10 protein-coding genes are annotated in these 12,256 nt (G+C 56.6%); 5 read left to right on the top strand and 5 right to left on the bottom strand.

Translation table 11 applies throughout. The features are described from left to right. Positions 1 to 356: 356 nt before the first annotated feature. The 3 genes from katG to ACR0BI_RS20520 all read right to left on the bottom strand — a co-directional run bounded on the left by katG (position 357) and on the right by ACR0BI_RS20520 (position 4,869). The gene (katG, locus tag ACR0BI_RS20510) at positions 357 to 2,558 is read right to left on the bottom strand and encodes a catalase/peroxidase HPI (RefSeq protein WP_480562869.1); all 2,202 of its coding nucleotides are present in this window, start codon (positions 2,556 to 2,558) and stop codon (positions 357 to 359) included. A 423-nt stretch (positions 2,559 to 2,981) separates the two neighbouring features. Beyond that, complete coding sequence (locus ACR0BI_RS20515) at positions 2,982 to 3,965, bottom strand: glycosyltransferase (RefSeq protein ID WP_170567193.1); 984 nt, start codon at positions 3,963 to 3,965, stop codon at positions 2,982 to 2,984. A gap of 46 nt (positions 3,966 to 4,011) precedes the next feature. After that, the gene (locus ACR0BI_RS20520; protein WP_170636755.1) at positions 4,012 to 4,869 is read right to left on the bottom strand and encodes an SDR family oxidoreductase; all 858 of its coding nucleotides are present in this window, start codon (positions 4,867 to 4,869) and stop codon (positions 4,012 to 4,014) included. Between the two features lie 88 nt (positions 4,870 to 4,957). On the opposite strand from ACR0BI_RS20520, the gene ACR0BI_RS20525 reads away from it, so the two are divergent. Beyond that, positions 4,958 to 5,590, top strand: a complete 633-nt coding sequence (locus ACR0BI_RS20525; RefSeq protein WP_480562868.1) for a class I SAM-dependent DNA methyltransferase — start codon at positions 4,958 to 4,960, stop codon at positions 5,588 to 5,590. A gap of 66 nt (positions 5,591 to 5,656) precedes the next feature. Here the strand turns inward: ACR0BI_RS20525 and ACR0BI_RS20530 are convergent, their stop codons facing one another. Beyond that, complete coding sequence (locus ACR0BI_RS20530; RefSeq protein WP_480562867.1) at positions 5,657 to 6,643, bottom strand: sterol desaturase family protein; 987 nt, start codon at positions 6,641 to 6,643, stop codon at positions 5,657 to 5,659. A 24-nt stretch (positions 6,644 to 6,667) separates the two neighbouring features. Further along, on the bottom strand, positions 6,668 to 7,423 hold the full coding sequence (locus tag ACR0BI_RS20535) for a class II aldolase and adducin N-terminal domain-containing protein (RefSeq protein WP_170399133.1): 756 nt from the start codon (positions 7,421 to 7,423) through the stop codon (positions 6,668 to 6,670). A 116-nt stretch (positions 7,424 to 7,539) separates the two neighbouring features. Here ACR0BI_RS20535 and ACR0BI_RS20540 point away from each other — a divergent pair, with 116 nt between their 5' ends. The 4 genes from ACR0BI_RS20540 (at position 7,540) to ACR0BI_RS20555 (ending at position 12,253) form a co-directional block, all read left to right on the top strand. Beyond that, complete coding sequence (locus tag ACR0BI_RS20540) at positions 7,540 to 8,415, top strand: LysR family transcriptional regulator (RefSeq protein ID WP_170399135.1); 876 nt, start codon at positions 7,540 to 7,542, stop codon at positions 8,413 to 8,415. Positions 8,416 to 8,572: 157 nt separating this feature from the next. Then, positions 8,573 to 10,375 (top strand): adenine deaminase, encoded by a 1,803-nt coding sequence (ade, locus tag ACR0BI_RS20545; RefSeq protein ID WP_480562866.1) that lies wholly within the window; start codon positions 8,573 to 8,575, stop codon positions 10,373 to 10,375. Continuing rightward, entirely contained in the window at positions 10,372 to 11,835 is a 1,464-nt protein-coding gene (locus ACR0BI_RS20550) for an AMP nucleosidase (protein ID WP_170399140.1), read from the top strand. The genes ade and ACR0BI_RS20550 overlap by 4 nt, the downstream gene beginning before the upstream one ends. Before the next feature lie 130 nt (positions 11,836 to 11,965). Further along, positions 11,966 to 12,253 (top strand): HU family DNA-binding protein, encoded by a 288-nt coding sequence (locus ACR0BI_RS20555; RefSeq protein ID WP_010442901.1) that lies wholly within the window; start codon positions 11,966 to 11,968, stop codon positions 12,251 to 12,253. Positions 12,254 to 12,256: the final 3 nt, after the last annotated feature.

Here is a 12,256-nt window from a genome sequence, read left to right on the forward strand (position 1 = left end):
CCCAATCAAAAACCTCAGATGCCCCCAGTCTCTCCCGAGCGTCTCCGCAGCTTCCACCGCGTCCCAGCACCTCAGCAGCGCCGGTGAAGGGGTATTTACGGATTAGGTCTGGGACCTGCAACCCCCAATTTGAAAAAACTTCACATTTCCGACCACCTTCTTCTTCACCTTAATAAAAACAACAGGTTAGCTTAACAAATCCTCCCGAGAACTCACAAAAAGGAGGTTTATAGAAAGAGAAAGAACAGTCTCTCGGCGGAATCGTACCCAATGCTTGGTACGCGCCCTGAGTCAGGCGCATGAAAACGCCGCCCGACTCTCCTCGGGCGGCGCAATTTACTGCGATGGTTATAGGGTTACTTCAGATCAAAACGATCCGCGTTCATCACCTTGTTCCAGGCCGAGATGAAATCGCAGACAAATTTGCCACCTGCGTCGTCCTGACCATAGACCTCAGCCAGTGCCCGCAGCTGCGAGTTCGACCCAAAGACCAAATCCACGCGGGTACCTGTCCACTTCACGTCACCACTTGCGCGGTCGCGGCCTTCATAGACGCCGTCACCGGATGGTTTCCATTCGGTGCCCATATCCAGCAGGTTCACGAAGAAATCGGTGCTGAGCGTGCCGACCCGTTCGGTCAGCACACCATGAGAAGTTCCGTCAAAGTTTGTGCCCAGCACACGCATCCCACCTACAAGCGCAGTCATCTCCGGTGCCGACAGCGTCAACAGTTGCGCTTTGTCCACTAGCAGGGCCTCGGCCGGAACCGAGTATTCCTTGTGCAGGTAGTTGCGGAAACCGTCCGCTATCGGTTCCATCACCGCGAAAGACTCGACATCCGTCTGCTCTTGCGAAGCATCGGTGCGGCCGGGGCTAAAGGGAACATCAACGTCATGACCTGCGGCCTTGGCTGCCTTTTCGATGGCAGCACCACCACCCAAGACAATGAGATCGGCCAATGAGACCTTCTTGCCACCAGACTGTGCGTCATTGAACGCTTTCTGAACGCCTTCCAGCGCATCCAGCGACTTGGACAGTTTCAGCGGTTCGTTGACCTCCCAATCCTTCTGCGGGGCCAGACGAACGCGCGCACCGTTGGCACCGCCACGCATATCCGATCCCCGGAAGGTCGAGGCCGAAGCCCATGCGGTCGACACCAGATCTGAGATAGACAATCCCGTCGCGAGTATCTTGGCTTTCAGATCGGCTACATCAGCGTCGTCAATAAGCGCGTGATCGACGGCCGGGACGTTGTCTTGCCAAATAAGCTCTTCGCTGGGAGCCTCGGCTCCAAGATAACGCGCACGCGGACCCATGTCGCGGTGGGTTAGTTTGAACCACGCGCGAGCAAAGGCATCGGCAAATTCGTCCGGGTTTTCGTGGAAGCGCTTCGAGATCGGGCCATAGATCGGGTCCATGCGCATCGCCATGTCGGCGGTGGTCATCATAGTCTTGACCTTTTTCGATGGATCACCCGCTGCCGGGGCCATGTCCTCTTCCTTGACCCCAACAGGTTCCCAGATCCACGCGCCCGCTGGGCTCTTGGTCAGGTTCCAGTCGTAGCCAAACAGCAGGTCGAAGTAGCCGTTGTCCCACTTGGTCGGGTTTGCGGTCCAGGCACCCTCGATGCCGCTGGTGGTGGTATCATCACCCTTGCCGCTGCCAAAGTCGTTGATCCAGCCAAAGCCCATCGCCTCCATCGGGGCGGCCTCGGGTTCGGGACCGACAAGACTGGGATCACCGGCGCCGTGGGCCTTACCAAAGGTGTGACCACCCGCAACCAAAGCAACGGTTTCTTCGTCATTCATCGCCATTCGGCCAAAGGTGTCGCGAATATCGCGACCTGAAGCCAAGGCATCTGGCTGACCATCTGGACCTTCGGGATTCACATAGATCAGACCCATTTGCACAGCGGCCAACGGGTTTTCCAGATCACGTTCGCCCGAATAGCGGCTGTGCGGGTTCTCAGTTGGGGCCAGCCATTCGGTCTCGGCACCCCAATAAATGTCTTCCTCAGGTGCCCAGATGTCTTCGCGACCACCGGAGAATCCAAAGGTCGTACCGCCCATGGATTCGATCGCGCAGTTGCCCGCCAATATGTAAAGGTCAGCCCACGAGATCTGGTTGCCGTACTTCTGCTTGATCGGCCAAAGCAGACGGCGCGCCTTGTCCAGGTTGCCATTGTCCGGCCAGCTGTTCAGAGGCGCGAACCGCTGATTGCCGGTCGATGCGCCACCGCGGCCATCTGCCGTGCGGTAGGTGCCCGCTGCGTGCCAGGCCATACGAATGAACAAACCGCCATAGTGACCATAATCTGCGGGCCACCAATCTTGCGAATCTGTCATCAGCGCATACAGGTCTTCCTTCAGTGCCTTCAGGTCGAGCTTCTTGAACTCTTCGGCATAGTCGAATGTCTCGCCCATCGGGTTCGATGCAGGGCTATGCTGATGCAGAATCGACAGGTTCAGTTGGTTCGGCCACCAATCCCGGTTGGACCGGGCCTCGGCGCCATGCATTACCGGGCATTTGCCCATGTTGGGGGTATCACTTCCGTCCATATCGATCTCCAGTCCTGGCTAGATGTGTGCGTCGCGCGGTTAACTTTGAAACGAGAAACAGGGGTCTTGAGTGTTTTTGCGCTCGTCCTTGGAATGGGCATTACGCGGGATCGCGCAGATCGGCCCAGCCTTCATTGTAGGAAATAGCATTAACGACTCGTTCTTTCTGTTTGGATGTAGATTTAGCAAATCCAAGCCATTCATATAAGTTTTGTTTTTTGATGATATTGATAATCCAGAGCTATCACTTTAACATCTACGCGCAGCCTGACCCTGAAGCGCATGATTACGATTGCACCACCAAGCTTCACCGTGCCTCGCAAGTCGGGCACGAGAGAGAGTGGACGCAAATAAGCTTACGATGATGGCCGCGCATGAAACGACTGAACTGAGTTAGCGCAAAACGGATTGACCGGCCCAGATTCAGTGGCCACTGACCTTCTTATAAAGGGCCGATTTATAGCCGAAGGGAATTCCCAATACCCCGACAAGCCACCCAACCGTTCGGGCGATCTGGATCAATCGCCGATCTGGTTGGAACGGAAACAGAAGGATTGCCCCTAACAGCGCCAACAAGCGAAAGGGGGTGCTCAAAAACCCCAAGATCGCCTTTGTTGGCTTCTGATCAAGCTTACGGCGCATATGGGTGTTGGACTGGTCCCTTCCCCGGGCGGTCTGATACCAGAATGACAACCTTTCGGGAGGAATGGTCTCGTACACAAAAGCGTCGGGCACCCAGCCGACCGGTAAGCCTGCAGCAACGGTCTCGGCATAAAACTTTGCATCCGTCCCGCCGGTCATCCGCATGGTTTCATCGAACCAAAGGCCGGTTTCGCTGAACAGACGTGTCTCGCCCAGCCAGTTATTTGTCACGATGGTCACGCCACCGGTACCGTTCAACGTGGCTTTCTTTGCAGCCGCGTTTTCCTTGTCGAGGTAACGATTGCTGATATTGCGCAACATCAGCCGCTGAATCGCGGTCTCCTGCCCCGATGGCCCCGCCGCACGAAGCGGAGCGCCCATTAGCACGGCAGAGCTGTTGCGATACCCGGCGACCAACCGTTCAAGCCAATCGACCGCCACCACTTCGTCATCATCGACAAAACAGAGCAGATCCGAGCCATTCTCCAACGCTTCGCGTGCGGCTCGGTTGCGTCCGAACGGGATGCCGAGTTCGGTCTCAAGGACATAGTTCAGACTTGCTCCATTAGGCAGCTTCTCCCCTACTGCCTGCACGGTACCTTCGCTGAGCGCTGCGCTGTCGTTTTCCACCACCAAACATCGCACCGAGCAGTCGGGCGGCAGCTTCATCTCTCCCCAGCTTCGAATCAAAGCGGCCAGCATCTCGGGCCGCTGCCGGGTCAGGGTCGAAACGGTAATGTTCAGCGGGACAGAGCGGTCTTTCATCGAAATCCCATACAATCCGTGCCGGTTTCTTGGCAAGGCGCGGTGATCAAGTGGCATCCTTCTGATGCTGCATCAGTGCTTCCAACCCTACACGGTAGTTCGGATAGAGCAATGAGACGCCCAGTTCATCCTTGATCCGATCATTCCGAACGCGCTTGTTCTCATTATAGAAACTGCGCGCCATCGGAGTCAGATCAGCCTCATCAAACGGAACAGCAGGTGGCATCGGCAGACCTTGCAACTCGGCGGCATAGCCGATCACATCCTGCGGTGGCACCGGTTCATCATCACAGACATTGTAGATCGCACCCGGATTGGGTTTGGCCATCGACGCGATCAAAACCTGTGCGATGTCGTCAACATGAATGCGCGAAAACACCTGGCCCGGCTTGATGATCCGCCGCAAACCTCCGCGTTTCAGCTTTGAAAACGGCCCGCGACCCGGCCCGTAAATCCCTGCCAGTCGGAAGATATGCAAGGGCAGGCCCGGAATGCCGCCCCATTGCTCCTCGGCACGCACGCGCCAACGGCCACGTTCAGCCGTCGGTGTGGCGGGCGTCGTCTCATCCACCCAGCCTCCCTGGTGATCCCCGTAAACGGCTGTGGTCGACAGGTAGCCGACCCATTTGAACTGTCCGATCCGCGCGGCGATCTCATCCTTCAATTCCGCCAGCACCGGATCACCTTCGGCTGTGGGTGCTGTAGAGACAAGCAGATGCGTCACCCCGTCCAGATCAGGCCGATCCCCTGGCCAGACACGAGGCTCGGCACCCGAATCGCGAATTGTCTCAAGTTGTTGGGAATCACGCGTGGTTCCGATGACCCGCCATGCGGTTGGATCCAGTTGCCTCGATATCGCTCGGGCAGAATAGCCGTGGCCGAAGGAGAATAGTGTCTGTGTCATGGTCCCTTTGATGATCTGCCCGGCACGTGGATGCAAGCGCCGGATGGACGCACTTGATTCGAATCCTCTGATGCGCATTCATTGAGAAATGACCAAAAAGACACCTGACTTGCACGCAGCCTACTCCCTGAAATCGCCCGAGGAGAACAAGCGCCTTTATGCGGAATGGGCAGGGGAATATGACGACAGTTTCGCAGCGCTTGAGGATTATCAACTCCACAACCACACGGCGCGCGCTTTTGTGGGTGCAGGCGGACAAGGCCCGGTATTGGATGTAGGCGCGGGCACGGGGTTATGCGGAGCGATTCTGGCCGGGTTGGGCGTGGGTCCGATCGACGCAACCGATATCAGCGCCGAGATGCTGGACGAGGCGATGCGCAAGGATATCTATCGCGACGCGATCGAAGCCGATCTCAATCAGGGCCTGCCAGTTCCACGCGGCAGCTATGCCGGTGTCGTCTCGTCCGGAACGTTCACCCATGGCCATCTTGGGCCAGAAGTTTTGCCAGCGCTCTTGCGTGTCGCACGCCACGGTGCGCAGTTCGCCCTGTCGATCAACGTAAAACACTTTGAGGCGCTCGGGTTCGCCGATACCTTCCGCCGCCTCGAGGCGGATCAGATCAGAGACTTATCTTTAACGCAGGTCCGGATTTACGGCGATCTTGCTGCTGGCCCCAACAAAGATGACATCGCTTTGATCGCGTTGTTTGAGAAAACCTGACCAAAGCTCTGCGTAGGTCATATACGGACCTATGCAAAACTCGGCGGGGCAGAACGCCCTCGTGATCTAAGTATACATCTGCTTCTTGAAAGCCCGTGTCCGTGTTGTCGCCTCGGCTGAACCATCGTGATAAGTGCCGAACCACTTGTCGAACGGAATCTCGGATGTGCCGTAGTTACACTCGAAATACCGGTGATGAAGCTGGTGGAAGAAATCCCCGGCCCGCGCGGCATCCGTTTCACCAGCCTTCAGCTTTTCGAAACCCGAGTGAGACAGTACAGGGCTGATCTGCTGGAAGTAGGCGTGAAACAGCAGATGCAGCGGATGCGAGGGTACAATCAGATGGATGAAGTAGGTGGTGAAATAGAGAAGGTTTTCATACCAGTGGTTCGATATTCCTGACCATGGTCCGATATTGACGTTGCGATGGTGCACAGCATGAACGTGCTTGTAGAGTTTCGGGTGATGTTCCAATCGGTGCACCCAGTAGAAATGAAGCCCTGACCACATCGGGATGAAAAGCATCCAGATCACGAACCAAACGGGGGCGGTGGCCCAGGTTATCACTGGCGCATAGCCATTCGCCATCGCCCAGTAGATCAGCCACTGATAGACCGTCGCCACAGTCATCGCACTTCCCAGCGTCCACCAGATGTTATCCAAAACCTGATTTCGAAAGGTAAACGACCCATTGTCACGTGTCAGATCACGCCGGTCGAATTTCTTGTACATGCCCTGCCCTTTGCGCATGTAAAGCCACCAATGCAAACCTCCTGCTATCATGATCTGAGGCACCATGTTCAGCAGCCAGATACGGAACATCCAGCCGGGCGCGAAACTCTGCATGGTCTCTAATGGAGGTAAAAACACGAAATAGGCGGCAAAAGCCATCACCATGCAAAGCGTCAGCGACGTAAGGGGAAGCCAAGCCCCGTTGTACCAGTTCAGGATAGCCGCAGGACGCGGCGGCCAGTTGAACAAAGGGTTCAATCCGACGGGCCCTTCGGGGCGGTAATTCCATCGGGCGGCTTCTGCATCATGCATATCGGTCATGGCTGAAACTCCTAACAGTGCGCTTCAGGTTGCGTAATCCGAGCCTTCGGCATCCAGGACAGATTTGATTTCGCGCAGATGTGCTTCGGCCTGACCGGGATATTCATCAAGCTCTTGCGCGGTTTTCTCAGCAATCTCATTGGACAGAACGCGCAAAGGTTGCCCAGTTTGAAGAGCGCGAATGTACGTTTCTGCGGCGCGTTCAAAATAATAGAGTCTGTTAAAGGCATCTGCCGGACTGTAGCCGATCACCAAAACCCCGTGGTTGCCCATGATCATGACTTTCTTTTTCGGGTCCGACAGCATCGCGGCACAGCGCTCACCTTCGCTTTCAAAAGCCAGACCTCCGAACTCTTCATCGATTACGTAGCGATTGAAGAAAGTTGCGGTGTTCTGATCGATCGGCGGTAAGGTGCTGTCTGCCAGTGAGGCAAGAACCGTCGCAAAAATCGAATGCACGTGCATCACGCAGCGCGCATGTGGGCAATGGCGGTGGATCGATCCGTGCAGCCCCCAAGCCGTTGGGTCCGGTGCGCCGGGCTGATCCATGACATCTTTGTCATTGGCATCAAGCAGCAGCAGATTTGACGCCTTGATACGCGCAAAATGCATCTGGTTGGCATTCATCAGGAACTGCGTGCCGTCTTCATTCACCGCAAGGCTGAAATGGTTCGCCACCCCTTCATGCATGTTCAGCCGCTCAGTCCAGCGGAATGCGGCGGCCATGTCCACGCGTTCGGACCAATGATCGATGTTGGGACGCAGGTTTGTAACGCTCATGCCAGGCTCCTTCGCGGGGTATTCGATTTCTGGAAATCGTGCCTTCGCCGCAAACGTTTGACCAACGAAAAAAACAAGCCTAGTTCATTAGTAAAACTAATGGCAGAGTTATAAGCATGCAGAAATCACTTCCTCCGCTCGGCTGGCTACGCACATTTGAAGCGGCGGCCCGTCATTTGTCATTCACGGGGGCGGCGCGGGATTTGAACATGACGCAAAGCGCAGTCAGCCAGCAAATCAAATCACTAGAGGGCTATTTGGGTCAGCCCTTATTCCTTCGTCGTCCGCGTGCATTGGAGCTGACCGAAGCTGGTATCACCTATCTGCCGGTCGTGCGTGAAGCCTTTCGAACTCTGGTAAGGGGGACACAAGCCGTCACGGGCGCACAACAAAACGCGGTTCAGGTCCAGAGCAACATCACATTTGCCGTCAACTGGCTGGCTCCGCGCCTACCCCGGTTTCGGGAACTGCATCCGGATGTACATCTGAATATCTTCACTGAGCTCTGGGAGCCGCGTGAAATGGCCGAAGGCGCGGCGGTGGAAATCCGCTATTCGCTGCGCCCAGCCGATACGGTGCGAACGGAATTGCTGCGAACAGATCACTACTATCCTGTCTGTGCCCCCGACTTCCCGGTGACGCTGGAAACTCTGCAGGAACAGCCCCTATTCGACTGTTCAAATTTGTTGTCGAATTGGGAGAGTTGGATCACAGATCAGAGTCTAACTTGGCAAAAACCCAAGGTAACCTATTCGACGACCTATCTGGTCAGCCTGTCGGTTGCGATGGCCGGAGGAGGCTTGTGTTTAGCCCACGACATGATCGCAAAACGGTTGATTGAAGAAGGCCGCCTGATCGCGCCGTTCAACCATCGCGCTGCTATGCCCGAGGCCTATTATCTATTGCTATCGCCCCAAGCCGAGGAAACGCCGGGCGCGTTGGCGTTTGTCGACTGGCTGCGCGCGGAGATTGAAGCCGATCGCCACAACTAATCGCGGGTCGCTCCCACCCATCGTCAATGCCCTTCGGGCCTCTCCTCTGGTTGGGCGTGGCAGCGCTGGCGCGCTGCGGATGGCAGGTTTTGTGATGATTCCATGATACCTTAATAGTGGGGGTTGCACCTTGCGCCGCATTCGGGAAAGTTGGGCCATGGAATACACTCCCTTCCCAAGTTGGCCCGATACCGCCCCTCGTCTCATCGCTGTTGCTGCTGGCCGCGAGGCTGCCGATTTGGTGATCCGTGGCGGCGTCTGGATCAATGTGCATAGCCGCGAAACTCTGCCTGACCATGACGTGGCGATCGCTGCGGGGCGCGTCGCTTTTGTGGGGCCGGACGCCGCGCATTGTATCGGTCCTGAGACTCAGATCATCGAGGCGCACGGTCGCTATTTGGTGCCGGGGTTATGCGACGCACATATGCATATCGAATCGGGCATGTTGACCCCGGCAGAATTTGCCCGCGCAGTCATTCCGCATGGCACAACTTCGATGTTCACCGACCCGCATGAGATCGCGAATGTGATGGGGTTAGAAGGTGTGCGACTGATGCATGACGAGGCGCTGATGCAGCCGGTGAACATTTTCACTCAGATGCCGTCCTGTGCGCCATCAGCTCCCGGGTTGGAGACGACCGGGTACGAAATCACTGCTGAGGATGTGGCCGAGGCGATGTCGTGGCCCGGTATCATCGGACTGGGCGAGATGATGAACTTTCCCGGTGTCATTCATGGCGATCCGAAAATGTTGGCAGAGATCGCAGCCACACAGCGCGCCGGGAAAATTGTTGGCGGGCACTATGCTTCGCCTGATTTAGGGTCTGATTTCGCGGCATATGTCGCCGGCGGCCCTGCTGATGACCATGAGGGCACCTGCGAGGCAGACGCCATCGCACGTGTCCGTCAGGGAATGCGGTCAATGATGCGGTTGGGGTCGGCTTGGTATGATGTCGAAACCCAGATTACTGCGGTGACTGAAAAAGGGCTGGACCCGCGCAACTTCATCTTGTGCACCGACGACTGCCATTCGGGAACGCTGGTAAATGACGGACACATGAACCGCGTAGTGCGACATGCGATTGCCTGTGGTTGCGATCCTCTGGTTGCGCTGCAAATGGCGACGATCAACACGGCGACCCATTTTGGGTTGGAACGCGAGATCGGCTCGATCACACCCGGGCGGCGCGCTGACATTATCCTGAGTTCTGATCTGGTAGAGCTTCCGATCGAAACCGTGGTCGCGCGCGGTCAGATTGTGGCTGAAAACGGGACGGTAACGGTCGAATGCCCGCATCTGAACTGGCCCGCTAAGGCGCGAAATACCGTACACCTAGGGCATGCGTTGACCTCGACAGACTTTGAAATCGCAGCCCCTGCCGGAGCGAACCGTGTCACGGCCAACGTGATCGGGGTGGTTGAAAATCAGGCCCCAACGCAAGCGTTGAAATCCGAGCTGCCGATTATCGAAGGGCTTGTTGAAGGCGAAGGCGACGTGTGCCAGATCGCATTGGTCGAACGGCATCGCGCCACGGGGGGTGTGACTAACGCCTTTGTCTCGGGCTTTGGGTATCAAGGCAAAATGGCCCTGGCCTCGACCGTTGCGCATGACAGCCACCATATGATTGTTGTCGGCACCGACCGTGAACAGATGGCGCTGGCCACGAACAGGCTGGCCGAAGTGGGCGGAGGCATCACAATCTTTCGCGATGGCGAGGAACTGGCCTTGGTGGAACTGCCCATCGCAGGCTTGATGTCCGACAACCCAGCGACTGAGGTTGCCGCCAAAGCGGAACAAATGGTCGAGGCGATGAAGACCTGCGGCTGTCAGCTTAACAACGCATATATGCAGCATTCTCTGCTGGCCCTGGTTGTGATTCCTGAACTGCGGATCTCGGACCTTGGGCTGGTGGATGTACGTACATTCGAAAAGATCGACCTTCTGGAACCCCTTGCATGACTACTATCCGAACACCTGACGTTCCCAACCCCGAGAAATTTAGCGATCCGCTTGCAGCTGTCGCACGTTTAGAAGAGCTCTATGAACAGGCGACAAAATTCCTGTGCGATAGGTTTGCAAATGCACTTAAGAACGGCGCTCCTACCGAGAGGTTTCGGGCGTTCTACCCCGAAATCCGGATCAGGACCTCGTCTTACGCGCAGGTCGACAGTCGGCTGAGCTTCGGTCACGTGTCCGAACCAGGTACTCATGCCACGACAGTGACGCGCCCCGATCTGTTCCGGTCATACCTTACCCAGCAAATCGCACTATTGATCAAGAACCACGATCAGCCGGTCACAATCGGAGCCTCGGAAACGCCGATCCCGGTCCATTTCGCTGTCGCCAATAACCCGGATCTGGTTGTCCCGCATCAGGGTGCAGCTGGTTTCACTCTGCGCGATGCGTTTGATGTACCGGACCTGAATACAACAAACGACGATATCGTGAATGGCGTGCACGAGCTGGAAAACGAAGCCGGGCCCCTTGCGCTGTTCACGGCCCAGCGGGTGGACTATTCGTTGGCAAGGCTTTCGCATTACACCGCGACTGACCCCGGTCATTTCCAAAACCACGTGCTGTTCACCAACTATCAGTTCTATGTCTCGGAATTTGAGAGCTACGCACGGGCTCAACTGGCCGATCCCGACAGCGGCTATACCAGCTTTGTCTCGACCGGGAATGTTGAGATCACGGACGCCGAAGCCGTACTGGAACAGCCCCTTAAACTGCCGCAAATGCCAACCTACCACCTGAAACGCGCGGATGGGTCTGGGATTACGCTGGTCAATATCGGTGTCGGGCCATCGAATGCCAAAACGGCCACCGACCACATTGCGGTTCTGCGCCCACACGCCTGGTTGATGGTCGGCCACTGCGCCGGTCTGCGCAACACGCAGGCGCTTGGGGATTTCGTACTGGCACATGCCTACCTGCGCGAGGACAAAGTGCTGGACGACGACCTGCCCGTCTGGGTGCCGATCCCCCCGCTGGCCGAAGTCCAGGTCGCGCTGGAACAGGCTGTGGCCGAGGTAACCGAGTTGGAAGGCTACGAGCTGAAACGCATCATGCGAACAGGTACAGTCGCCTCGGTCGATAACCGCAATTGGGAGCTTCGCGATCAGTCCGGCCCGGTGCAACGGCTCAGCCAGTCCCGTGCGATTGCGCTGGATATGGAAAGTGCAACAATCGCAGCCAACGGTTATCGGTTCCGGGTTCCTTACGGCACCTTGCTGTGCGTCTCGGATAAGCCCTTGCATGGTGAATTAAAGCTTCCCGGCATGGCTTCGGCGTTCTATACCACTCAGGTCAGTCGTCATTTAGCGATCGGAATCCGGGCGATGGAGCACTTGCGCGGCATGCCGCTGGAACGGTTACACAGCCGGAAATTGCGTTCGTTTGACGAAACGGCCTTTCTCTGAAGCAAAAAAGCAACGAATTTCCCCTATTTTTGGGGTTTTTAGTGCTACTATTCGTTGTGTTCAGCCACAATATCCCGTTACAGTTACGCGGTGAGGCCCTATAGATCGGGCACGTTAAGGAGACCAAGAAATGGCAAAGCCTATGACAAAGACTCAGCTGGTGGCTGCTCTCGCTGAGGAAATGGGAACTGACAAGAAATCTGCAAATGCCGCGCTGGAGGCCATGACCGGCCTGATCACTCGCGAAGTTTCGGCCGGTGGTGCCGTCACCCTGCCCGGCGTTGGCAAAATCTACTGCCGCGAGCGCCCCGAGCGCATGGTGCGCAACCCCGCCACCGGCGAGCAGTTCAAGAAAGAAGCCGACAAAGTGGTCAAAATGACCATCGCGAAAGCTCTGAAAGACAGCGTCAACGGCTAATTC

The organism is Ruegeria sp. E5 (genome assembly GCF_056534105.1).

Bases quoted from the DNA above. Each gene is read 5' to 3' on its own strand.
- ade (WP_480562866.1), top strand. From the start codon at position 8,573: ATGGAATACACTCCCTTCCCAAGTTGGCCCGATACCGCCCCTCGTCTC.
- ACR0BI_RS20535 (WP_170399133.1), bottom strand. From the start codon at position 7,423: ATGAGCGTTACAAACCTGCGTCCCAACATCGATCATTGGTCCGAACGC.
- ACR0BI_RS20530 (WP_480562867.1), bottom strand. From the start codon at position 6,643: ATGACCGATATGCATGATGCAGAAGCCGCCCGATGGAATTACCGCCCC.
- ACR0BI_RS20540 (WP_170399135.1), top strand. From the start codon at position 7,540: ATGCAGAAATCACTTCCTCCGCTCGGCTGGCTACGCACATTTGAAGCG.
- ACR0BI_RS20555 (WP_010442901.1), top strand. From the start codon at position 11,966: ATGGCAAAGCCTATGACAAAGACTCAGCTGGTGGCTGCTCTCGCTGAG.
- katG (WP_480562869.1), bottom strand. From the start codon at position 2,558: ATGGACGGAAGTGATACCCCCAACATGGGCAAATGCCCGGTAATGCAT.
- ACR0BI_RS20525 (WP_480562868.1), top strand. From the start codon at position 4,958: ATGACCAAAAAGACACCTGACTTGCACGCAGCCTACTCCCTGAAATCG.
- ACR0BI_RS20515 (WP_170567193.1), bottom strand. From the start codon at position 3,965: ATGAAAGACCGCTCTGTCCCGCTGAACATTACCGTTTCGACCCTGACC.
- ACR0BI_RS20520 (WP_170636755.1), bottom strand. From the start codon at position 4,869: ATGACACAGACACTATTCTCCTTCGGCCACGGCTATTCTGCCCGAGCG.
- ACR0BI_RS20550 (WP_170399140.1), top strand. From the start codon at position 10,372: ATGACTACTATCCGAACACCTGACGTTCCCAACCCCGAGAAATTTAGC.